This is a genomic window from Paenibacillus sp. FSL H7-0940 (genome assembly GCF_037979415.1).
GTDB lineage: Bacteria > Bacillota > Bacilli > Paenibacillales > Paenibacillaceae > Paenibacillus > Paenibacillus amylolyticus.
The window spans coordinates 4931210-4955395 of record NZ_CP150280.1 but is presented as its reverse complement, the minus strand read 5'-3'; the positions used below and the strand labels follow the sequence as shown (position 1 = coordinate 4955395).

The window sequence follows — 24186 nt, the reverse complement described above, 5'->3', positions numbered from 1 at the left end:
GTGGGCTTGGATGAGGAGGGAAGTCTTATAGATCGATGATCTGTGGCAGCCTCCGTCTGTTGTTAACTGTACATGAAAAGTGTCTCCCCTGGTCTGGTGTAGGATCGCTCTTTCTTCTCTGCATTGCGCATGATTTGGGACAGGTACGTAAGCGAGCTAATGATGAAACCAACCAAACAAGCGACGAACACTGAGGAGGAGACAAGTGAACATGAGTACAGGAAATCAAACGGGACAACAAGCGACGGAGCAGGGACATAACGATCAGCAGGTGGAAAAAGAAACAGGAGCGGCCGGACGGGTTCAGCCCTTTCCGGGCAGCCGCAAAGTCTACATTCAGGGCTCACGGCCGGACATTGCTGTACCGGAGCGTGAGATAGCCCTTCATGACACGAATACTCCCCAAGGGGTGGAGCATAACGAACCGCTGCGTGTCTACGATACGAGCGGCCCCATGACCGATCCCGAATTTCATGCGGATATCCGCGCAGGTCTGCCAGCTCTGCGCACTCGTTGGATCACAGAGCGTGGCGATGTTGAAGCTTATCAGGGCCGTATGGTTAAACCGGAGGATAACGGACTGAAGCCCGGAGGGAAGAGAGCCGGCGCTGAAGAGTACCCCGGATTACGTGGCAAACCGTTGCGGGCACAGCCGGGACGTTGTGTGACTCAGATGCATTACGCGAGGCAGGGAGTCATTACGGCAGAGATGGAATTCGCCGCCATTCGTGAAGGCGTGGAACCGGAATTTGTGAGACAGGAGCTGGCGAGTGGACGGGCCATTCTGCCATCCAACATCAATCACCCGGAGAGTGAGCCGATGTTGATCGGTCGTCATTTTCACGTGAAGATCAATGCCAACATCGGCAACTCTGCCGTATCTTCCTCCATCGAGGAGGAGGTCGAGAAGATGACTTGGGCAGTACGATGGGGATCGGATACCGTGATGGATCTATCCACAGGCAAAAACATTCATACCACCCGGGAATGGATTATCCGCAATTCACCTGTGCCGATTGGTACGGTGCCGCTGTATCAGGCGCTGGAGAAGGTGAATGGCGAAGCGGAAGCGCTGACCTGGGAGTTGTACCGTGACACGCTCATTGAGCAGGCAGAGCAGGGCGTGGACTACTTTACGATTCATGCTGGTGTATTGCTGCGTTACATCCCCATGACCGCCAAGCGTATGACAGGCATTGTGTCCCGGGGTGGTTCCATTATGGCAGCATGGTGCCTTGCGCATCATCAGGAGAATTTTTTGTACACCCATTTTGAAGAAATCTGCGAGATTATGAAAAGGTATGATGTGGCGTTTTCACTGGGAGATGGACTTCGTCCAGGCAGTATCTACGATGCGAATGACGAAGCTCAGATGGCGGAACTGGCCACGCTTGGGGAACTGACGCAGATCGCATGGAAGCATGATGTGCAGGTGATGATCGAAGGCCCGGGTCATGTGCCGATGCATAAGATCAAGGAGAATGTGGACTTGCAGATGGAGATCTGTAAAGAAGCACCGTTCTACACACTTGGGCCGCTAACGACCGACATTGCGCCAGGATATGATCACATCACATCCGCCATTGGGGCAGCCATGATTGGCTGGTTCGGCACGTCCATGCTCTGTTATGTTACGCCAAAAGAACATTTGGGCCTGCCCAACAAGGATGATGTGCGGGAAGGGGTCATCGCCTACAAGATCGCAGCTCATGCCGCCGATCTGGCGAAAGGCCATCCGCGTGCTCAACGCCGCGATGACGCATTGTCCAAGGCACGCTTTGAGTTCCGTTGGCGGGACCAGTTCAACCTGTCACTGGACCCGGAACGGGCATTATCCTACCATGACGAGACGCTGCCAGCAGAAGGGGCCAAGGAAGCTCATTTCTGCTCCATGTGCGGACCAAAGTTCTGTAGCATGCGCATTACGCAGGACATTCGTGCCTTTGCCGCGGACAAAGGATTGTCCGAGAATGAGGCTGTAGCAGCGGGTATGCAGGAAAAGGCCGAGGAATATCGGACACGGTCCTAGGCGCCGATACAGCGCAAGCTGGGCAGTCTGAAATAGAGATAAAGCCGTTTCTCTCTGTCATTGCAGAGAAGAACGGCTTTTTTTAGTGTTATGTCATGTATGTATTCTTAACCATACTCAGCCTTTATCAGAATTAGCTTTGTGATTAAGTGTGGTCCATATCTTATACAGAATTCCTGCGATAACGAATAAAAGAGCATCACTGAGTTTTGGTGCTCCTCCGTATAGAAATGCGGAACAGGAAAAACCTACTATAAACAGTAAAACAATATAGAGGAATCGCATATTAGTTCACCTCGTTAATTTGTGGTGTTACTAAGTAAGTGAGTTCATAGTTGCATAGTTTCAGATAGAACTTGTTACTTCACTCCAAATCAGCAGCTACTGTCGAGCCAAGCCCAAATCCTTCTCCAAATACGCCGCAAGCAATGCCAGCGGGCTATGGATTGGAATACCGCGATCTATTGTAACCTGTGCAGCAGCGGGAGCCATAGACAGTTGGGCCGCCACTACCGCTTTACCCGGGTACTGCTCAGCAATCTGCTGTAAGCCTTCTCGTACCGCTTCGAGATACCCTTGCTGATCTCCACGCATAATCAACTCAAATGTCCCAGGGATGCACACCGCTTCCGTCTGAGAGGTCTTGGCAACGTGTAGTTGCCCATTCTCATCCTCTTGCTGTAATGCCTGATTCAACCGTGCCATCGTTCCTTCAATAGTTGCCGGGTTGGTGAATGATATTATGTAATCTCCTGGTACTCGCCGCATCTCCTGCAATAACGGATCATCTATGCCGATCACAGGCACAGGGACCTGTATGGCTTCCTGCTCCAATACTGTCGCAAACAGGGTACACGTGACCAGAATGGCATCGGCATGACACTCAGCGATCCATTGGAGCGTCTGGGCTACCTTCTCGTGAATGACGACCGCGGAAAAGTCAGCGTCATGTTTAAGACGGTCCAGACCTGGATCGACGTAATGGACCAATTCAACTTCATAAGGAGCAAGCGTCTCTTCAATTAAGGCGATGTTGGAATAATGAGCGTGAAAACAACCAATGGTGATCATGTGCTAAGTCCCCTTTAACAGTTCGTATATGTCATGGATCTTTTAGATATTTAAACCATTATAGAAACATGCCTGAGAACTGTACAGTCGTTTATGGCTCCACGCCAATAACCGCCCTTCCGCCAAGCTGCGGAAAGACGGTTGATAACCTGACTCGACTAGGGTCGGTCCGGTGTCCATTTTTATCTAAGGGAAGGAGAAGCGTTTTTCTTCGCCATTTTTTGCTGTAAAATTTCATGAAAGGATAGACCTTGAGTGTTCTCATTCTCCTTTTTAGGAGCAGTGGTCGCCGTGTTGCGCGGATATTGGTGATGGTACGGGATCATTTGCTGAATAGGCATGCGGATCATCTTGGTTCCTCCTTTGATGCGTTTTTTTGGATTATGTATTTCGACTGGTTACCATGCCAGGTGCGCATATAGGTACATGTGACTTGTTAGACGAAATAAAAGAGTTTAAAGCGTAATTCCAATTGGATTGTAGTGATTTTACCCGGTTTTAAGGAGATGTAAACGTTTTTAGGGAAATTCAGGAGAAAAGGACCTGATATGAAAGGTTTGATATGGGAGGATCGAATCGGTTGTTATGTGAATAGTCCCAATTTTAAGGAAGTCAATGGTACCCGCATATGAGGCATATTATCTGGTTAAATGATGCAAAGCATGCTAACTAACTTGGTACCATGGTCGGGTTGTTTAGGGGATAATGTAGTTCCGGATATAACAAAAAAACTGCCGAGCGAACCCGGCAGCTTGCTTGATATGAAGAAGGATGCGATGAAACTTTGATTCTGTCTGAGGTGGTATCGTGTTGGTTTTATCTACTTTGGCGAACAGCGATGTATATATCCACTTGTACACTTTCGGGATTCAGGCTGCGTTCATCATATAATTCAAAATCCCCGGTGAACGTACGATCGCTTTGTTTATCCCATGCCCACACGGCTCCCCAAGCTTCGCCAACAACCTCTGCCATCGGTCCTTTTCTGGAAGTGAATATGGCGTAATTTGCAGGAGGGAGTAAAATGTCGTCCAATCCCTCAGGCAACGATTCGTTCGGACTGACCTCATGCCCTACCAGTATGGTGTATTCTCCGGTTATCCCATCGGTGTAATCCGTGTAACAACCATAGCGAACAACTTCAGGTGCAGGGAGGTGCTCTGAGGCAAAATAATTGTTCCAGAGTCCCTGAATACAACCTTTGCCACTGATCTCAATGGCGTTGGTTGTGCGGGCGGATACGCCGGCAAGACGTTTGCCAGGGAGCGTGACATAACGAACGGGCTGGGCAGAGAACGAATGCTCTGTTGTTACCTGACCAGGATTAGCGGAAGCAGTAGAGTTTTCAGCCAGAGATTCTGTGTGTTGATCCGTTGTATTCGTGCGCCAACGCTTCAAAAAAGGAAGCTGGTTACGCAGCATCGAACGAGCGGATTCCTCATCCATGCCTTCGTCCTTCAGAATGGCAGTGCACATCTCCGTCATGCCTTCTAGTGACATACCGGGCTGCTCAAACTTGCCCTCTTTGTAACAATAAATACAGTACTCACGGGTTGTGCTTCCATCTGCTTCCGTTCCGAATTGGGCAGGGGTTGTGAGCGGCATTCCGCAGCTTTGACATACAGTAACGTTCATGATTAGTTCCTCCTCATATATGTACAGATTGAATATATCTGAAGTATACGGGTAGGAACTGGACAGCTGTCTGTCAGGTTTGAGTCGGAGGTATATAATTTTGTACAATTTGCTCCGCGATACGGCAGATTTCATCCCGAATATGCTGAGGTTCCAATACTTCAACGTCCGCGCCGAAGCCCAGAATGAACCCATATAACCAGCCATCCTCGGGAAAAGCAACCTCGCTGATATAATACCCAGTCCCATCAGGCATGACGTTCTCGATCCCAAACCATTCTTCCGCAATATGACGGACGCGAGCATGGAATTTCAAGGTTAACCTAGCTTGATTGTCCGGACGGCTCCATTCCTGTTGCCAGGGTCTGTCCTGTGGGTTAATGACTTTACGCTCGAAGTGCTCATTAGCAAGTGTAACATCTTGCATGCGCACAAGCTTGAACATGCGAAATTGATTCCGCTCGTGACAAAAAGCGTACAGGTACCAGGAATGCTTCTTGAGTACGATGGTATGAGGGTCGGCAGTTCGGTGAGTATGGATACCTTCCGCACTGCAGTAGGTAAAGGTTACGGGGCGTAATTGATCCATACCCTGTTCGATAAGTTCAAGCTTGATTTTCAGCGCTTCGGGATGCGTCCAGGTTGAATAATCAACGATGAATCGATTGGTATTAGCCTGAAAATCGTCATTTTTGGATTCAGGGACGATACTGCTGAGTTTTTCGACCAGAAGCTCACGCGCCGCATTAGCATGGGAAGTGGATACACTGCGCAGTGCAGTGACGATAGAAGCGAGGTCCTTGTCTGTTAATACGTTTCGATCCAGACGGTAACCCTCTGCCAGACCAATCCCGCCGCTTGCCCCCTGATACGTCACTACAGGGATACCTGCTTGACCCAATGTATCGATGTCTCGATAGATGGTCCGGATCGATACTTCGAACATATCTGCCAAGTCTTTGGCTTGTACCCGTCCACGATTGATTAGCAACACCACGATGGCTAATAAACGCTCCAGTTTCATATGTATGGATTCCTTTCATTGGTTTATCTGTTGGATTCAAATATGTTATATTGTTGAGCATCACACATAGGAGTGGAATAAGCAATGAAGCGAATTACGATTCTGATCGCAGACGATGAAGTTGAGATCGCTGATCTGGTTGCTTTACATTTACAAAAAGAAGGATATCACACCATCAAGGCCTTTGATGGGAAGGCGGCGGTTCAAGCTGTTCAGACCCAAGCGATAGATTTGGCGATTCTGGACATTATGATGCCTGGTATGGACGGGTATGAGGTGACACGTAAAATTCGGGAACAGCATCATTTACCGATCATTTTCCTAAGTGCCAAAACGTCAGATATGGATAAAATTACGGGGCTTGTGATGGGCGCGGACGATTATATGACCAAACCGTTTAATCCGATGGAGCTTGTTGCCCGGGTCAACTCTCAGTTGCGTCGTTCTCTGCAATTCAGCCAGTCTGTGCCTGTGCAAAGGTCCATTCTGGAGAAGGGCGGGCTCATCATCACGCCAGATCAACATCGCGTTGAACTCTACGGCAAACCAGTGGAACTAACACCGAAGGAGTTCGACATTTTGTATCTGCTCGCGAGCCACCCCAAGCAGGTGTTCAGTGCTGAGAACATTTTTGAACAGGTCTGGGGAGAAGCCTATTACGAGAGTGGGAATACCGTGATGGTCCATATTCGGACCCTGCGCAAAAAGCTGGGGGAAGATGTGAACAAGAACAAGTTTATCAAAACCATCTGGGGTGTGGGGTACACGTTTAATGACTAAACGAAGAAGTTTTCGTACAACCATGATTATGTTGCTAGGGTTAAGCATGCTTGCCTCTGGTGCAATTACCTATGGCATTTACAAGCTTTTACAAGCCTATTATTCGGGTGTCCGTTTAGAAGATCCGCTTGCTGAATATCGTCATTTTATGAGAAGTATCGGAGATATTTATTTTTTTCTGCTCTTATTTATCCCGCTCGCCATTCTATTTTTCTTCTGGTTTACCAAGCCCTACGTGACGTATTTCAAGGATATTTCTACAGGGATCAGTCATTTGGCGAATGGAGACTTTCAGCATCGTGTACAGATCTCATCCAAGGACGAATTAGGTACGATTGCAGAGGATGTGAATCTGGCGAGTGAGAAGCTAAGGGAAGCGGTAGAACGAGGGGATTTTGCTGAAAATAGTAAGGACCAGCTTGTTGTCAATCTGGCGCATGACCTGCGAACACCGCTGACCTCAGTGCTTGGATATTTGGATCTGCTGATGAAGGATGAACATCTGACGGAGGAACAGGTTAGGCACTTTACGTCGATTGCCTTCACCAAATCACAGCGTCTAGAGAAGTTGATTGATGATTTGTTCGAAATTACCCGCATGAATTATGGCAGGCTTCCTATAAACAAGACACAGCTGGATCTTAGTGAGCTGCTGAAGCAGATGAACGAAGAAATCTATCCTGTATTTGAAAAGAACAAACTAGTCGCCCGACTAAAAATAGACACTGACCTTACCATCTCCGGTGATGGCGAGTTGCTGGCACGTGTGTTCGAGAATCTGCTGATTAACGCTGCACGACATGGCAAGGATGGCATGTACGTGGATATTAACGGATATCGTGATGCAGAACAGATCATTATTCAGGTGATTAACTATGGTGGACATATTCGTCCGGAGGAATTGCCGCATATCTTCGATATGTATTACACTGGAGATCGTGCCAGGACCCCTCAGGACGGGGGGACAGGCCTTGGCTTGTTTATCGCTCGCAATATAGTGGAGCAACATGACGGTACGATCTCGGCCCAGAGCGATGTGGTGCGGACGTTGTTCGAAGTTCGTTTGCCCGTATTCCAATAAAGTTCGACGTCAAATTTAAGAAAAACTTTAAAATTGCCCTGCTTTTTCTTTAACTTGTTTTGTCTATCCTTGATGTATGAGGTAAAAGGAGGAACAAGCATGAAAAAGTGGGGCTTTTTAATATGTATCGTTTTGATCGGATATATCGTTACACAATCACCAGGATGGCTTCAGCAGAAGAAGGAGTTGCCCATCGAGATTCAGAATACGCATGAAAATCCTGCAGGTTATACGGCATCCGTCACTGGAAATATTCATGATCAGGTACATAAGGGGAACTTGTTATTGGTTAATAAGCAATACCCCGTTGAAGCGGAAGGGGTTAAATCCGATATTGTATATGTGGCAGATGAGGATGAGCTGCTTCGTGGATATGGAATCATGGATCAGAAAATCATGTTATCCCGCCAGGTGGCGCAGGAGTTTCAGAAGATGGTCGAAGCAGCAGGCGAAGAGGGAGTCCGATATTTTCTCATCAGTAGTGGTTACAGGGATTTTGCGAAGCAGGACGAGCTTTATCGGGAAAAGGGTTCAGACTATGCGCTTCCTGCGGGACACAGTGAGCACAATCTCGGGTTATCCCTGGATGTCGGTTCCAGCTTGGCTGCCATGAATGAAGCACCAGAGGGAGCCTGGCTGGAGAAGAATGCATGGAAATACGGATTTATTTTGCGTTACCCAAAGGATAAAGTGCGCATTACAGGTATTCAATATGAACCATGGCACTTTCGATATGTAGGCCTGCCCCATAGTGCTGTCATGCATGATAATAATCTGGTGCTGGAGGAGTACCTTGAATTGTTAAAAGAAAAAGAGAACATTACTGTTGAAGTAGAGGGTGAGGCGTATCATATCCGCTATTATCGTGCCACCGAAGATATGACCGTGTACATACCTGAGCAAGGCCAAACTGAAATATCGGGTGATAACATGGATGGCGTCATCGTCACCGTAAAGAAATAACAGGGCAACACAAAGGAGGAGGAGCAGCATGAATCACAACAACCAGAAGAAAAGCAAACATTACATCCTTTGGATTGCCGTATTCATTATCTATGTATATCTGCTGACTAAGCTGATCCTGTTCAAAGGAAACCCGGTCGATTTTGGCATCGTGAAGGATCGACTGATGGCGTTCTTGCAACAACCGGATCTGATCCATACACGAACCGTGAACCTGACACCATTCCAGGAAATCTCACGAGACTGGAACAGTCTGTCGTTACATCGTCCGGGTACAGCAATCCATCTGGTAGGCAATATACTGGCCTTTATCCCACTGGGCATCTTCATCCCTGTGTTGACGGGCAACAAGTTATTCTCTGGAGTAAAAGTGCTCCTGCTGTCTCTGCTACTCAGTCTGGGTTATGAAGTGACACAGTTAGTGACTGGGATGGGGATATTCGATGTGGATGATCTGATGCTTAATACACTCGGCGGCTTGATTGGATATATTGTTTTCACTATGGCTATGGGTCTGAAAAAGGTGTTGGTGGGAGGAGAATCCCGCGTGACGACGAAAAAGTTAAATTCTAAGGAAAGTCACGTGTAAGGAGGGGAACAACTTGATTATAATGGCTGTACTGTTCATTAGCGCAGGGCTAATGTTTCTCGTGTATCCACACAAGGTAACGGATGCTTCGGAAAAACAGATCACGGAGCGAGTGATCATGTCTAGATGGGTTGGCGGCTCGTTAATTGCTCTGTCGTGTTTGTTTCTGATCATGGGCACAATTCAACTGTTAGATCAAGCCGCACATCACATTGGGCATTAAAAGGCAGTTGGCCTTGAAGCAACGGAGAATACACACATACTGAAACCACAGCTCCCCGTAACGTGCAGAGTGCACTTTACGAGGAGTTTTTTAGTGTTTCATAAGGTATCGAATTTAGCATAGGACCATTGAACTTTGCGAGTAACATCGTAAATGAGGTAGAGTAGAGAAGATGCGTTAGTACCTATTTCTTACAAAAAAAAGGAGGACATACATTGTATTCATTAGCTAAAGAACTAGCTGGAACAATGAAAGCCATTATGCAAATTGAAACTGAAATTGCTGAAGCTAAGATTGATCAACAGGCTGAAGAGATCATACTTGGTATGGAACAGAGAAGATCGGCTTTAATAAATAATGTCACACGTGATGAATTAATGGTCATCCAAACAGTGATGAACGTAGGAAGGTCAGAAAGAGGGTATCGTTATCATTTTAATTCGGAAGACGTTGAGATTATTAACCTTCCCATTGAGTTAAACGAGCATGAGTTGATGCAGAAATATTCCTATTATCTTATACATAAAACCAAAGAGGAATTAGCATATGGAATTGAATATCATACGCTTGTCTCATCATTTCTAAAAGAAGGTATAGAGATCTTAAAACTCTAGACCGTTACGCGACATACTAATAGGAGGTCTGCAAGATGATAATGAAAATTTCGTATTATACGCCAGATGGATTCTACTATTATGTCCCCGATCAATATGCAGAGAAGATGGAAGAGTGGAGAATTGAATTTTCAGATTTTTTGCAGAGTATAGAGGGGAAACATCCATTCACAGAATACATGGAGTCCATTAATTATGAGGGTGAGCTGGAATATGCCGTTTTTGTAAGATGCTACGGAGGAGATGAGTTTGTAGACTGGATTAACGTAGAGAAATTAAACTGCAGAGGTATATATCGTATAGCTGAGCCACCTGATGATTCGGAAGTTGGCTTGAAGATTGATTTTTAAACATATTCCTATTATAAAAAACAAAGCCAAAAAAGCTCCTCGCCACGTGCTGATTGCACGTGGCAGGGAGCTTTTCTGTATAACTTCATCACATTAATGATTCATGTAATTAAGCTTTTTTCATCATTTGACGCAATACAGTTTGCAGGATACCGCCGTTATGGTAGTAATCCACGTCAACCATGCTGTCCAGACGAGCGATAACAGGGAATTCGAACTGTGTACCGTCTTCACGAGTTACGGTTACTTTCAACTCTTGTCCTGGTTTCACATCATTGCTGAGGCCGGTAATGTCATACGTTTCACGTCCGTTCAGACCAAGGCTGGACCAGCCGTGACCTTCCTGGAATTGCAATGGCATTACGCCCATGCCGACCAGGTTACTACGGTGAATACGCTCGAAGCTTTCTGCGATAACGGCTTTGACGCCGAGCAAGAATGTTCCTTTTGCCGCCCAGTCACGGGAGCTTCCTGTACCATACTCTTTACCTGCGATAACGATCAGGTTCTGTCCTTCATCCTGATACTTCATGGAAGCATCGTAGATGGACATTTCCTCGTCCGTTGGCAGGTACTTCGTGATACCGCCTTCTGTACCAGGAGCCACCTGGTTACGAATACGAATGTTGGCAAACGTACCACGCATCATGACTTCATGGTTACCACGGCGTGAACCGTAGGAGTTGAAGTCTTTGCGCTCTACGCCATGTTCTTTCAGGTACAGTCCAGCCGGGCTGGATGGTGCAATATTACCTGCTGGCGAGATGTGATCCGTTGTTACGGAATCCGCAAGCAATGCCATAACGCGTGCAGAACGGATATCTGCGATATCGTTCAACTTGTCGCCAAGCTCCTGGAAGAACGGAGGATTCTGAATGTACGTGGAGTTCGGATCCCACTCGTACAGTTCACCTTCCGGTACAGAAATTGAATTCCAACGCTCATTGGCTGTAAATACATTCTCGTACTTGTTGCGGAACATCTGAGCGTTCAGGGAACTAGCGATAGTATCCTTGATTTCCTCGGAGGTAGGCCAGAGGTCTTTCAGGAATACAGGCTCATTGTTCGTATCATAACCGATTGGATCGGTTTCAAAGTCAATATTTACGGTACCCGCAAGTGCATATGCCACAACGAGTGGTGGTGATGCCAGGTAGTTGGCTTTAACCTGTGCGTGTACACGGCCTTCGAAGTTACGGTTACCGGACAATACAGCCGCTACGGTCATATCGTTCTCAGCAATAGCTTCGCTCACTTCGTCCGGCAGTGGGCCGGAGTTACCGATACATGTTGCACAACCGTAGCCCGCAACGTTGAATCCGAGTTTGTCGAGATACGTGATCAGACCTGCTTTTTCCAGGTACTCGGTAACCACAAGGGAACCTGGTGTCAGACTGCTTTTCACATATCCTGGTTTGGTCAGGCCGCGTTCAACTGCTTTTTTCGCCAGTAGTCCCGCTCCAACCATAACACTTGGATTCGAAGTGTTCGTACAACTTGTGATCGCCGCGATCACAACAGCGCCTGCTTTCAGTTCACTGTTGGAACCGTCCGGATGCTTCACAGGTACGGATTGTTCGATTTTCTCATCGCTCAGACCGTAGCCGCCTTTATCTACAGGTGTGCGAATGATGCTGTTGAAGCTTTCTTTCATTTGTGTCAGCTCGATGCGATCCTGTGGACGTTTTGGTCCTGCAAGACTTGGTACAACAGAGCCGAGATCCAGTTCAATCACATCTGTGAATTCAGGATCGACGGTGCTTGAAGTACGGAACATGCCTTGAGCTTTGTAATAAGCTTCAACCAATTCTACCTGCTCGTCAGGACGGCCAGTGTTACGCAAATAGTTCAACGTCTCACTATCAACAGGGAAGAAACCGATCGTTGCGCCATATTCTGGTGCCATGTTGGCTACTGTTGCACGGTCAGCCAGACCGATGTTGGCAAGACCTGGTCCGTAGAACTCAACGAATTTACCAACAACGCCTTTTTTACGAAGCAATTGGGTAACAGTCAGTGCCAGATCCGTTGCTGTTGCGCCTTCACTCAGGCTGCCTGTCAGTTTGAAACCGATAACGTCCGGTGTTACAAAATAAAGCGGTTGGCCCAGCATACCTGCTTCAGCCTCAATACCACCAACACCCCAACCAACAACACCAAGTCCGTTGATCATGGTGGTGTGGGAGTCTGTACCTACGAGGGAATCCGGGAATACAACGGTTTCGCCGTCCACGGTTTTTGTTGCTGCCACGGAAGCCAGATACTCCAGGTTAACCTGGTGAACGATCCCTGTGGATGGTGGAACTGCACGGAAGTTGTTGAATGCCGTTTGCGCCCAACGCAAGAAGCGGTAACGCTCTTCATTACGCTCAAACTCAACTTTGATATTGTAATCAAGTGCATCGTTGGTACCAAAAGCATCAACCATAACGGAGTGGTCGATAACGAGATCGACCGGTACGAGCGGGTTGATCTGTTTTGGATCGCCGCCTGCTTTTTTCACAGTATCACGCATTGCAGCGAGGTCAACGACAACCGGTACACCGGTGAAATCCTGCAGAACGATACGTGCAGGGATGAATGGAATTTCCTTGTTATTGTCACGGCCATCTGCCCAGCCGGTCAGTTGTTTTACGTGTTCTTCGGTGATAGCACGTCCGTCGAATTGACGAATTGCTGCTTCAAGCAACACTTTAATGGAGAAAGGAAGCCTGGAAAGATCGCCGTGGCCGTTTTCCTGAAGAGCATCGAGACTGTAGTAGCGGTAAGACTTGCCTCCAACCTCAAGACTGCGAGCGGCGGAGAAATGATTCTTTGCTGACATACATGTACCTCCTTGGGATGTGTCGGTGAGATGAAGAAAACGTTCATTTAGGTGAAGAACAGGCCTTCATCGTTCCGTGTTCTTGTTCGTTAGTTTCATCAGATGAAACGTAATTTCATAATCATAACTTTAGTTTTAAGTATACCGTTTTCACCTCCGTACGTAAAGGTCTTTTTGCCTGATCAAGCAAGCTTTTGGACCGATGAAGGCGTTTTCGTGAAGCGAGTAGGAATAAGATATCTTGTGTACCTGTATTTGCCGAATTTAGAATCTCCCTCCTGAGCCGTGTACATACAACCGAAGACCCTTTCATATGAATAGTAGGAGTTTATATACGCAATGAAATATTTCAGACAGAACTCATGCCAAAGGGGGACATAGGCTTGGAACGGGAATGGAAGAGTGCCTTATATACTTACGTGAACCAGTACAATCGCTGTGAGATCGACTACCGTCCACAGACCAGCGAACGGATCGTTACCGATCCTGACTTCGTGGTGGAACGGGGAGAGCGTATGGCAAGGCTGGACGAATGGTATCGTAAGCGGCGCGCCGTGCCTCTTCGCAGCGAGACCAGCGCCAAGCTTGTGCGCACGCTTATGGATGGCCAGGAAGAAGCGGTGGTGGATGTACAATTGTACAGCAGACTGTTCTACGAGAAGAGCGGGATCACCCACCGGGAGGACCGGATTGAGCGGGAGCGGTTAACCTTTCTGCGGCAGAGTGGTGGATGGATCATTGGACGGGTCGAGCGAGAAGTGCCGGAGCGTCGCCCTGCTGGGGAAGGACGTCCGTTTCAACAAGCTGATTTTGTACAGGCGATGAATCGGCCGTTGCTGAATCGGGAAGTGTTGGGTCAAGGAAGAAGCTCACGGCAACAGTCATATCGCAGAGATCTGGCGGTTGCCTATGCAGATCGGTGGTGGAATGCGGGGAATCCGGCATTTGAGGAATTTGATGTGGATTGTACCAATTACGTGTCCCAATGTCTCTTTGCAGGGGGCGCACCCATCCACTATACTGGTAGAAGAGAAGCCGGCTGGTGGTATAAAGGGTATGTGAACGGCTCCGAAATGTGGAGTTACAGTTGGGCAGTTTCCAACAGTCTGGAGCGTTATTTGTCAGGCAGCAGCTGGGGTCTGACCGCGACAGAAGTGGAGCGTCCTGAGCAGCTGATGCTCGGCGATGTTATTCTCTACGATTGGGATGGAGATGGACGATTTCAGCACAGCACCGTTGTGACCGCGTTTGATGCAGGCGGTATGCCGCTTGTTAACGCACATACGGTTAGCAGCCGTCACCGCTTTTGGGATTACCGGGATTCTTACGCTTGGACGGAGCGGACGGTATACCGGCTTTTTCATATTGCAGATGAGTTTTGATGATGAAAGATTTTCGGGATGCGGTGACGCAGACATCCAGTTCCGTGTAAAATAAGACCAGATAATGCAAGCAGAATAACAAGGGTGCTGAGCATGCAAGCATGACAGCATCAGGCACAGATAATCGGAGGGTACACATGAGTATGGATAAATTAAAAGTAGGCGTCGTGTACGGCGGAAAATCAGGCGAGCATGAGGTGTCGCTGCAAACGGCGTTTGCTGTAACAAACGCATTTGATTATGAAAAGTATGAACTGGTTCCTTTTTATATCTCCAAGCAGGGGACGTGGAAAAAAGGACCTGTCATGCATGCGCCGTTCGCGCAGATTGAAGACTTGAAGCTGGAGCAATCGGCAGGCGGAACGCAGGATGCGCTGAACGCACTGTTTGGCCGTTTGTATGGCGGAGCAGAAGCGCTGGACGTGATGTTCCCTCTGCTGCATGGTACGTTTGGAGAGGATGGCACCATTCAGGGCATGTTTGAGATGGCGGATATGCCATATGTAGGTGCAGGTGTACTGGCTTCGGCTGGCGGCATGGACAAAGTGGTCATGAAAAAGCTGTTTGCACAGGCTGGCATTGACCAATGTGCCTTTACGTATTTTAACGCGACACAATGGAAGCAGACAGAGCACGAAATGATCGTACAGGTCGAAGATCAGCTGGGGTATCCTTGTTTTATCAAACCGGCGAATCTGGGCTCCAGTGTAGGTATCTCCAAAGCACGTAACCGCGATGAGTTGAAGACAGCTGTCGAGTTTGCACTTCGGTATGACACGAAGGTTGTCATTGAGGAGTTCGTTGAAGCACGCGAGGTTGAAGTCAGCGTCCTCGGCAATGACGAGCCCATGGCTTCCGTTCCAGGTGAGATCGTATCCTCCGGTGAGTATTATGACTATGCAGCTAAGTATATTGATGGTCAATCACAGATGCTGATTCCAGCTCCACTGGACCCAGAGGCCGCAGATCGCATTCGCGAGGCAGCTTTGCAGGCGTTCCGTGCGATTGAAGGTAACGGTATTTCACGTGCCGACTTCTTCATTCGGAAAAATGACGGCGCTTTGCTTATTAATGAAGTCAACACCATGCCTGGTTTCACACCATACAGCATGTATCCACTTCTTTGGCGTGAGACAGGTGTATCGTATGCCGAACTGCTGGATCGCATGATTGAGCTGGCACTGGAGCGTTACAACCGCAAGCAGGCACTGAATTACGAGAACGGCGTACAGGCGTAGCCTGCGACCACAAGATCAGGAGGGATATGCATGGGATTTCAGACTGAATTCAATTCCGTATGCAAGTTCAAGAATGAGCAGGAGCTGTTCGAACTGCTTGAATACGGACGCGGCAAAATGGTCAAACAGGGCTTCCGGGTATTTCCTACCGGCCAGAAAGTGATTGCATACACACCGGATAACGTGGCTGTAGCCATCGTCAAGATCGTGGTTTCCATTGCGGAGATCAACTTCCAGGGGCAAGAGGTAACCGAGGTGGAGATGCAACTCATCCGCAAATTGACTGAGGAAGAATCACGCATTCAGACTGCCCTTGCGGATGAGATGTTCTTTGGGGAGCAAGCACAGGAGTAGTTGTTGACTGTAAGTGCGGGTCGGAAGGACGGATTTGCCAGAATACGATTATGGTCACTCTTTTAGGGTAAAACTTGGTTATATACAGTGACGGTACATCCTGACGGTTGAATATGCCGTGCGGGTTCTCCGCCCTAATAGAGAGGAAGAGATTCATGCTCGTACGCTTTGGTTACGTGGCAATGTCCGTGCTTATAGAGAACGCCTCGCCTTCCCGGACCATGACCATGTCGAGTTTTAACAAAATCGATGACAGGGAAGCGGCGATCCGCAAGCTCGAACGGATTGCAGCCGAGAACCTGCACAATACATTACGTTTGCTCAGGCACAACAAGGGTAGCCATATTCATGTATATCGCTTCTCTTCCAAATTGATTCCACTGGCAACACACGAAGACCTGAATGACTGGGACCCGTTCCCGGCACTGAAGCAGGACTTTGCGGCCATTGGTGATTTTGTGAAGGAAAATCATATGCGTGTGTCCTTTCATCCGGATCATTTTACCGTACTTAGTACCCCCCGCGAGCAAGTTCTGCGCAACTCGATTCGCGACCTTCGTCATCATGTTCGGATGCTGGATGCCATGGGTCTGAATGCCACTGCCAAGAACAATATACATATTGGTGGTGCATACGGGGACAAGCCTTCGGCGGCGCTTCGTTTTGAAGAAAACTTTTTGAAGCTGGATCGGGACATTCAGGAGCGGCTCACACTCGAAAATGATGACAAAACGTTCAATGCGCCTGAGACACTTGCCGTGTGCCAGCGCTTGGGATTGCCCATGGTACTGGATATCCATCACCATTGGGTGAACAACGAAGGAGAACAGGCATGGGATCTGTGGCCTGATATTCTAAAGACCTGGCAGTCACCGCTTGCCCAGGCAGATTCACCGGCTGATCAGCCATTGCCACCCAAAATCCATGTCTCCAGTCCAAAGAGTGAGAAGGATCTGCGAGGTCATGCCGATGGTGTGGAGGTAGAGCCTGTGCTCGATTTCTTGCGTCATATCGCAGCAGACACCCCAAGACTTGACGTGATGATTGAGGCCAAACGCAAGGATGAGGCTCTTGTGCAACTGATGCAGAAGCTGACATTCTATCACGAAGAGGGTGTGGAGTGGGTGGACGAGTCTACCGTCATCATTCATCCGTAGTGCCAAAAGGGGCCTGGGCAACGAGAAACTTTACGACCTGTGGGGCGTATACTTTTAACAAGTATTTCAACTTTTCGTAGATTGATATAGAAAGTAGAGTGAACGCTTTGAATGAGAAGGAAAAGACACCTTATGTCGTGACAAGCAAAAGCTATACTGCCGTTGCCATTAATGCAGCTTCCAAAGCTGGCGAATGGATCAAAAGCCGTCTTGGGACGGTAGCTGAACTTGGCACCAAATATTCACCCCAAGACCTGGTGACCGAAGTGGATAAAGGAGCGGAGCAGATGATCCGCCGCCTGATTCTTACGCATTTTCCCCACCATGCCATTCTGGGTGAAGAAGGCGTCGAACCGGGACCGGAAGCTTCGGCAAAAGCACTGAAAGAGGCCGAGGAAGAAGAGTTCCTGTGGATTGTTGATCCTGTGGATGGAACGACAAACTTTGTACACGGATTTCCGTTTTATTCGGTGTCCATCGCATTGGCTCACAATGGTGAAGTCATTGTCGGCGTGATCTACGACCCTTCCCGTGATGAAATGTTTGTTGCGGAAAAAGGGAAAGGAGCATATGTTCACGGAAACCGGATGCTTGTATCTGGTGAACAAGAACTGGCTCAGAGCCTGATTGCGGTTGGATTCCCGGCAGACACAACCTTTGCGTTGCCACTAAATATGGCCGCTGTACAGGCGCTTGCTCCGCAAGTTCGTAACTTGCGTGCAGGCGGATCTGCCGCCCTCCATCTGGCATATGTTGCCGCAGGACGTCTCAGCGCCTACACCGAAGTTGGATTGAAACCTTGGGATATTGCCGCAGGTGCACTGTTGGTTGAAGAATCAGGTGGCAAGGTGACCGATACCATCGGAACGCCTTACCAACTGTCTGTGAACCATGTCGTTGCCAGCAATGGCAAAATCCATGATGCAATGACGGATGTACTGAAGGAAGCGAAGGCTACCGGCTTGGAGTGAGTTTATTCAACTCATCCATGCTTTAATAACCCCTGTGATTGTACATTAACGGAGGGGACAGAAAGCATCTGAAGAAACGAAGTGCTCGCCTTTATCACCGGATTTCTCCCTTGGAAAAGGGAATCAAAGAAATCTGGGGATAACAGCGATCGGAAGATGGTTCTGTACACGAAGTGAAAGTACAATAGTAATAATTAACGCATGTATGACTTTAATTAAAGGAGCGAAAACAATGGATGAATCCAAAGAACTGGAACGACGGCTCAGTGATATGCTGACGGAAGGGGACATGGAAGAGTCCGGCGACACCGATCAGCGTGAACGCCAGCTGATTCCTCCCAAGTATGAAGTGCGAATCCAGACGGAACGTGATCCAATTGTCGAGGAAACGTTAAAGTACCGGAAGATGGCACGCGAAGTGGATGATCGTTATGATCGGTATCTGGAGCGAGCTACCGGGAACAAACCGGAGAGTGACAAGGGTCATTCGATTGCTGAAGACTCGAATAAGCCGCAATCTTAACTAATCACTGAACGTCATAGCTGAGCTTAACCAGTAACAGACTCCCCTTCAGGGAGTCTGTTATTTCATGTGTGCTCTCAGTAGAGAGGACAACACCTACTTTAAAATGATAGAATAGAGTAACACCAACCAATGTCATTGGAATGACCAATGTACTATATATTAGTGAGGTTGTTCAAAAAGTCCGCTTTTGATTACGAAGGATGCCTAACGGCATCATCAGCATCGAATATGGAATTCAGCCGAAATAAGCGGGAAGCTTACGAAGTATGTTTCCGAAGGAAACATTTTGGTTGCTCACGTAGTTTTCCTACGCTCCGCTACTCCATTTCTAGCTTCATCCCATCTTCTCGGTACTGAAAACCGACCTTTTTGAACACGTACATTTAGTGTAATTATAGATTTGCGAGAAGGAGTGTTACCTGAATGAAGCGTAAACGTATATGGGAAAATACAGCTGCCGGTTTAACGGTAAGCATGTTGGCAGGAATGCTGCTCTTTACATCATCTGCATTGCCTGCACACGCGGCTGACACCAAAACCGGTGTATTGCCAGCGGGTACAAACGAGACTTCGCTGACAGCGAAGAAAGATGCAGTAGCCGTAACTAAGGAGTTCCGCATCGTCACATTGGGAGATTCCATAACGGTAGGTTATGAGCCCAACACAGAAGAATTGCCTTATGGTTATGTAGAACGTCTCCAGGAGCAAGGTTTGCTACATGGACGTACACAGGTGGACAACTACGGGATTGCCGGATTGAAAACCAGTGGTCTGAAAAACTTCACTACTGCAATTAAGGATGGCAAAACGCTGACTTCTGAAGCCATTCAACCAAGTCTTCCTGATCCAAGAGCGGGACAGATCGGAGCCAATACTGCTGCAATCCGTGAGAGTGTAGCAAAGGCCAATCTGGTTGCAATTACCATTGGGGGAAATGATGTATCTGAGCTTCTCGGTACAGCAGACAAACTGAGTGATCAGGATCTGCAAGCGAAGGTAAAAGAATTACTCGCAACATATACAGCCAATGTAAGTGCAACGATTAATGATATCCATGAAATTAATCCGACAGCTACAATTGTCATCGCCGATCAGTATCAACCGATGCCAGAAGTAGCAGGCAAGGCACTTTATGCCAAACTGATGGAGGCATCTCAAGGTTTCACACAGACCATTGATGGCATTGCAGCACAATTCACTGCTCAGGGTACCGATGTCAAAGTCGCACACGTGGCCAAGGAGTTTGTTGGTGGTGAAGGCACGATGACACATATGATCAAAGATCGTGATTTCCACCCGAACCAATTTGGATATGCGGCCATTGCCGAAGTATTTGCCAAAACGATCTGGGGCGACTACACCAAGCTGACTGCACCTGCGATAGGTGAGCCGATGAACATTATTGTGAGTGGCAAAACATTAAATACACCGTACAAACCGATTATCCGTAACGGCAAAAACTTTGTGGCGATTCAAGACATCGTAAACGCTGTCGGGGCTACTACGGTGTGGGATAACAAAACTTCAACCGCAACCATTACATATGGAGACCGGAAAGTTGCTGTGAAGATTGGTGCCAATACTGTGAAGGTAAATGGAGCATCGGTTACTGTGGATACACCTGCATTCCTGAATAAGGTAGGCAAAGAGTCCAAAACATATGTACCACTTGCCATGGTGGCTGAAGGTCTTGGCTTTGATGTGCAATATGTAGCGAAGCTGAAAACTGTTTTTGTTAACCCGTAAATTGTATTTCTTACTTTAACATGATGTTATTCAACAGCCAGAATACCTTGATCTGTTCAAGGTATTCTGGCTGTTTTGTGTTCTTTTTGAGTTGCTGACACAGATGTATACCTTCTCTAATGACCTAAAATGTTGCATAAATATATCTTGTCAGATGACCAATGGATGTGTAAATATGAAAATAACTTACAATAAAACCACTAATGCATAGTATGACAGGCACCCCTCGCAAGCCAAAGGAGCGCTTAGGATGAACAAAATTAAGAACGCTTTCACAACACTGCCGATTCATCACAAAACGATTCTTCTTATCGGACTTTTGATGTTGATCAGCTTTACGTTTTATGCGTCCGTACTCCGATATGTGTTCAGCATCTATGACCGTCAGATCTATGAGAAATCCTCGCAGGTCCTCAATATGTCTTCGGTAGGTATTGAGAATCAACTTCGTGAAATTTCCAATCTCTCCTTCAAGGTGATGTCGGACGAGCCGCTTCAGCAATATCTGCTCCAACTGAAAAAGGCCGAAACGGGTTACGAGAAAAATGGATTACGTAAAAAAATTACCAACAGGTTAGTCGCTTATGCCGGTTCCGAAAAATACGTCTATTCCATGCTATTTATCGATAATGATAATAACGTTATGGCTGCAGGCAATCGAGAGGGAATTTCGGAGTCGAAGCAAAAGGAACTGGTTGCACTGGGACAGCAATACTCGGGCTCGAATGCATGGCATACCAGTGGGGATAAACAGTCCCGACTCTTGTCGGTCCGACAGGTGAAATCCTTTATTGGCGGAGCATTTACATTGGAGGACCTCGGCACACTGATCATCCGCGTCCGGCTGGACCGAATTGTACAGGACCAGATGCAAGAACCGGCCGAGGACTCCCAATTACTCATTACGGATGGAAAAGAAGTGATCTATCCAACAGAATCGTCGGTCAGTGAAGCCGAGATTGAGTCTGAACTGAAGCGTACCCAGCCCTATGGAATTGCCATGTTGGAGCAGGGGAGACACTTTGTAGCTCGTGCTCATTCTTCCTATACGGATTGGACCTATTTGTACACAACCCCGTTTGACCAGATGTTTAAAAAGATCCAGTTTGTCAAACAGTTGGTCACGGTGATCTTCATCATGATTTTTCTGGCGGCGCTTATCATTGGAGCGAGATTCTCTCGCAGTATTACCCATCCGATTGCACAGTTGATCAAAAAGATGCGTAATATCGAAAAAGGCGATTTGGATAAGCTGGAGGAGGCTGCTCTCGGCAATGTTCCGATATCTCCACAGAATGAGGTTGGGCTGCTGCATCGCACATTCAAGATGATGCTTCAACGAATACGTGAATTGATTGATGAGAATTATGCCAAGCAACTGGTGATTCGTGAGACCGAGTTGAAAGCGCTTCAGGCGCAGATTAATCCACATTTTCTATACAACACGCTTGAATCCATTAACTGGCTGGCTAAAGTACAGAAGCAACGACAGATCTCGGAAATGGTTGAGGCTCTCGGATTTCTGCTGCGTAGCTCTGTGAATATGTCCGAGAAGTGGATCACGCTGGAAAGAGAGCTGGACATTGTCCGCAGTTACGTGACGATTCAGCGCACACGTTTTGAGGAAAGACTGGATTTCGACATGGAAATTGCCCCGGAGGTAGGAACGGCGCGGATACCGAAGTTAACATTACAGCCTCTGGTGGAGAACGCGATACATTATGCGCTCGAACCAAGTATTGACCCCTGCCGGATTCGGATCCGGGCGAGAGCAGAGGGAGATAAGGTGATTATTGAAGTCGAGGACGACGGTCCGGGGATGACACAGGAATTCCTGGAACAACTACACGAAGGACGTATTCAGACAAGAGGACAGGGCATTGGGTTATCTAACATCCAGGAACGAATCAGACTGACCTTCGGTGATGAAGGTGGAATGGTGATGAGCAGCAAGCCCGGATCAGGAACTGTAGTATCGATCAGCATACCTTGGATCAGAGAGGACGATGACGATGTACAAAGTGATGCTCGTAGATGATGAACGTGTCATTCTGGAGGGGATTTCCCAAGTGGTCGATTGGGCCGCGGCAGGAACGGAATTGGTGGATACGGCGAGGAACGGGATTGAAGCATTGGACAAAATTGGGCAGTCGCGACCCGATATTATTATTACGGATATTTCCATGCCAGGTCTGGATGGTCTCGGACTCATAGAGAAGGCGTCTGAAGCTTACCCAGGAGTACGTTTCATTATGTTATCCGGCTACAAGGAGTTCGAATATGCTCGCAGAGCGATGCAATATGGTGTGAAGCATTATTTGCTCAAGCCCTGCAACGAGAATCAGATCCATGATGCGTTAACTGAATTGTTGCAGGAACATCAGGATGCTCAGGTGAAGGAGCATGTTGCCGGTGAGATGAAACAGCGATTGCAGCGTGTCCTTCCACATGTGAAGGAGCAATTTCTGCTGGAGTTCATGACCAACCGCACCTATGGGCCGGTTGATCTGGAGTATTATCAGGAGCTGTTTGATCTGGAGCTTGAAGAGAACGCAGTTCGGTTACTGTTGTTCCGAATTGTAGATGAACATGATTATAGTCACTTATTTGCGATCAAAAACATTGCCAATGACCTGCTCCCACATGTCCTGTTAAGCACAACCATTGAAGGCAAACTCCTCATTCTGCTCGCGGATTCAGCTGATCCGGCTGGACTGAAAGAAAGTATTGAAGAGGTTCGGTCTGCATTCACCAGACTATATAAATTGGAAGTGACCGCTGCGCTGAGTGAAGCAGATCGAATGATTCAGTCCCGGCGGTTGTTTCGTGAGGCGTTGCAGTATCTGAACCATCGCTTTTTTATCGGTGAAGGCAAGCTGATTACGAAGAATGATCTGGTACTGGCCGGAGAATGCGACGGATTGCATGTAGAACAGGATGCCGAGCAACTGTGTCAGTTGATCAAATCGGGCAATACCGAGGAAACAGCGGTAGAGGTGGAGCGTCTGTTTGATCTATTATCACGTCAGCAGCTGGAAATTGAAGTGACTCGCTCTTACGTAGTGCAGCTATATTCTGCGATGGTTCATGTCTGTCCGCCAGAGGAGGCAACGGAATTCACCCAGCGTATGGCAGAACTGCCGCATATCGATACGTTATCCGGTTTGAAGTCTTTTGTTGCAAGCAGTGCGGCCCGATTAACTTCAGGGTATTACAAAAACCATATCAGCCGCCAGTCTTCTGCCGTGGAGAAGATGATGGATATCGTGGATCGTCATTATGGGGAGGCGGATCTTTCTCTCAACGGAGTCGCCCATCAGATGCTGTATATGAATCCCGATTACCTGGGCAAGATTTTCAAAAAAGTCACAGGCGAGAATTTCTCCAATTACGTGAATCGTCTGCGCATTGAACGCGCATGTGACCATATTCGCAGAGGCGGGGATGTGAAAGTATTTGAGCTTGCTGAATTGTTCGGATTTGGCGGGAATTCACAATATTTCAGTCAGGTGTTCAAAAAATGGACCGGGATGACACCTACTGAATTCCGCAGGATCGGCATATAACAATGGGCTACCAATCATGTAATTCATGTCTGGGGAGGACGAACAGCGCCGAGAGGGGGACTG

Annotated in this window: 22 protein-coding genes; 17 read left to right on the top strand and 5 right to left on the bottom strand. The window is 47.7% G+C overall.

All coding sequences use genetic code 11. The features are described from left to right. The first annotated feature begins 211 nt into the window (after positions 1-211). On the top strand, positions 212-2029 hold the full coding sequence (gene thiC, locus MHB71_RS21765; protein ID WP_340027671.1) for a phosphomethylpyrimidine synthase ThiC: 1818 nt from the start codon (positions 212-214) through the stop codon (positions 2027-2029). A gap of 381 nt (positions 2030-2410) precedes the next feature. On the opposite strand, the gene MHB71_RS21760 is transcribed toward thiC, so the two are convergent. The 4 genes from MHB71_RS21760 to MHB71_RS21745 all read right to left on the bottom strand — a co-directional run bounded on the left by MHB71_RS21760 (position 2411) and on the right by MHB71_RS21745 (position 5759). Continuing rightward, positions 2411-3100, bottom strand: coding sequence for a hypothetical protein (locus MHB71_RS21760; protein WP_340027669.1), 690 nt, complete (start codon positions 3098-3100; stop codon positions 2411-2413). 182 nt (positions 3101-3282) lie between these two features. Further along, positions 3283-3450 carry a hypothetical protein gene (locus MHB71_RS21755; RefSeq protein WP_017690769.1) on the bottom strand — a complete coding sequence of 56 codons (168 nt, stop codon included), beginning with the start codon at positions 3448-3450 and terminating at the stop codon, positions 3283-3285. Positions 3451-3916: 466 nt separating this feature from the next. Continuing rightward, a complete protein-coding gene (locus tag MHB71_RS21750; RefSeq protein WP_340027667.1) occupies positions 3917-4735 on the bottom strand; it encodes a zinc ribbon domain-containing protein in 819 nt (272 codons plus the stop codon). Between the two features lie 73 nt (positions 4736-4808). After that, on the bottom strand, positions 4809-5759 hold the full coding sequence (locus MHB71_RS21745; protein WP_036668223.1) for a YafY family protein: 951 nt from the start codon (positions 5757-5759) through the stop codon (positions 4809-4811). Positions 5760-5843: 84 nt separating this feature from the next. On the opposite strand from MHB71_RS21745, the gene MHB71_RS21740 reads away from it, so the two are divergent. The 7 genes from MHB71_RS21740 (at position 5844) to MHB71_RS21710 (ending at position 10359) form a co-directional block, all read left to right on the top strand. Continuing rightward, entirely contained in the window at positions 5844-6539 is a 696-nt protein-coding gene (locus tag MHB71_RS21740; RefSeq protein WP_076329851.1) for a response regulator transcription factor, read from the top strand. Beyond that, positions 6532-7620, top strand: coding sequence for a HAMP domain-containing sensor histidine kinase (locus MHB71_RS21735; protein WP_340027665.1), 1089 nt, complete (start codon positions 6532-6534; stop codon positions 7618-7620). Before MHB71_RS21740 ends, MHB71_RS21735 begins: the two co-directional genes overlap by 8 nt. A gap of 99 nt (positions 7621-7719) precedes the next feature. After that, on the top strand, positions 7720-8583 hold the full coding sequence (locus MHB71_RS21730; RefSeq protein WP_340027664.1) for a M15 family metallopeptidase: 864 nt from the start codon (positions 7720-7722) through the stop codon (positions 8581-8583). Between the two features lie 28 nt (positions 8584-8611). Beyond that, positions 8612-9172 (top strand): VanZ family protein, encoded by a 561-nt coding sequence (locus tag MHB71_RS21725; RefSeq protein WP_340027663.1) that lies wholly within the window; start codon positions 8612-8614, stop codon positions 9170-9172. A 13-nt stretch (positions 9173-9185) separates the two neighbouring features. Then, positions 9186-9395, top strand: coding sequence for a hypothetical protein (locus tag MHB71_RS21720; RefSeq protein WP_340027662.1), 210 nt, complete (start codon positions 9186-9188; stop codon positions 9393-9395). A 215-nt stretch (positions 9396-9610) separates the two neighbouring features. After that, positions 9611-10009 carry a hypothetical protein gene (locus tag MHB71_RS21715; RefSeq protein WP_340027660.1) on the top strand — a complete coding sequence of 133 codons (399 nt, stop codon included), beginning with the start codon at positions 9611-9613 and terminating at the stop codon, positions 10007-10009. 35 nt (positions 10010-10044) lie between these two features. Continuing rightward, positions 10045-10359: a hypothetical protein gene (locus tag MHB71_RS21710; protein ID WP_340019185.1), complete on the top strand. Its 315-nt coding sequence runs from the start codon at positions 10045-10047 to the stop codon at positions 10357-10359. Between the two features lie 109 nt (positions 10360-10468). On the opposite strand, the gene acnA is transcribed toward MHB71_RS21710, so the two are convergent. Further along, entirely contained in the window at positions 10469-13183 is a 2715-nt protein-coding gene (gene acnA, locus MHB71_RS21705) for an aconitate hydratase AcnA (RefSeq protein WP_036614112.1), read from the bottom strand. A gap of 377 nt (positions 13184-13560) precedes the next feature. Here acnA and MHB71_RS21700 point away from each other — a divergent pair, with 377 nt between their 5' ends. The 9 genes from MHB71_RS21700 (at position 13561) to MHB71_RS21660 (ending at position 24123) form a co-directional block, all read left to right on the top strand. After that, the gene (locus tag MHB71_RS21700; RefSeq protein ID WP_036614248.1) at positions 13561-14565 is read left to right on the top strand and encodes an amidase domain-containing protein; all 1005 of its coding nucleotides are present in this window, start codon (positions 13561-13563) and stop codon (positions 14563-14565) included. A 137-nt stretch (positions 14566-14702) separates the two neighbouring features. Next, positions 14703-15803, top strand: a complete 1101-nt coding sequence (locus MHB71_RS21695) for a D-alanine--D-alanine ligase (RefSeq protein ID WP_036614110.1) — start codon at positions 14703-14705, stop codon at positions 15801-15803. A 30-nt stretch (positions 15804-15833) separates the two neighbouring features. Next, complete coding sequence (locus MHB71_RS21690) at positions 15834-16157, top strand: hypothetical protein (RefSeq protein WP_036614107.1); 324 nt, start codon at positions 15834-15836, stop codon at positions 16155-16157. A gap of 155 nt (positions 16158-16312) precedes the next feature. After that, positions 16313-17314 (top strand): UV DNA damage repair endonuclease UvsE, encoded by a 1002-nt coding sequence (gene uvsE, locus MHB71_RS21685; protein WP_340027658.1) that lies wholly within the window; start codon positions 16313-16315, stop codon positions 17312-17314. 98 nt (positions 17315-17412) lie between these two features. Next, positions 17413-18285 (top strand): inositol monophosphatase family protein, encoded by an 873-nt coding sequence (locus tag MHB71_RS21680; protein ID WP_339189922.1) that lies wholly within the window; start codon positions 17413-17415, stop codon positions 18283-18285. A gap of 232 nt (positions 18286-18517) precedes the next feature. After that, a complete protein-coding gene (locus MHB71_RS21675; protein ID WP_338590718.1) occupies positions 18518-18808 on the top strand; it encodes a hypothetical protein in 291 nt (96 codons plus the stop codon). Between the two features lie 426 nt (positions 18809-19234). Beyond that, positions 19235-20557: a stalk domain-containing protein gene (locus MHB71_RS21670; protein ID WP_340027656.1), complete on the top strand. Its 1323-nt coding sequence runs from the start codon at positions 19235-19237 to the stop codon at positions 20555-20557. A gap of 250 nt (positions 20558-20807) precedes the next feature. Further along, the gene (locus MHB71_RS21665; RefSeq protein ID WP_340027655.1) at positions 20808-22595 is read left to right on the top strand and encodes a histidine kinase; all 1788 of its coding nucleotides are present in this window, start codon (positions 20808-20810) and stop codon (positions 22593-22595) included. Beyond that, the gene (locus tag MHB71_RS21660) at positions 22570-24123 is read left to right on the top strand and encodes a response regulator (protein WP_340027654.1); all 1554 of its coding nucleotides are present in this window, start codon (positions 22570-22572) and stop codon (positions 24121-24123) included. The genes MHB71_RS21665 and MHB71_RS21660 overlap by 26 nt, the downstream gene beginning before the upstream one ends. Positions 24124-24186 lie beyond the last annotated feature (63 nt).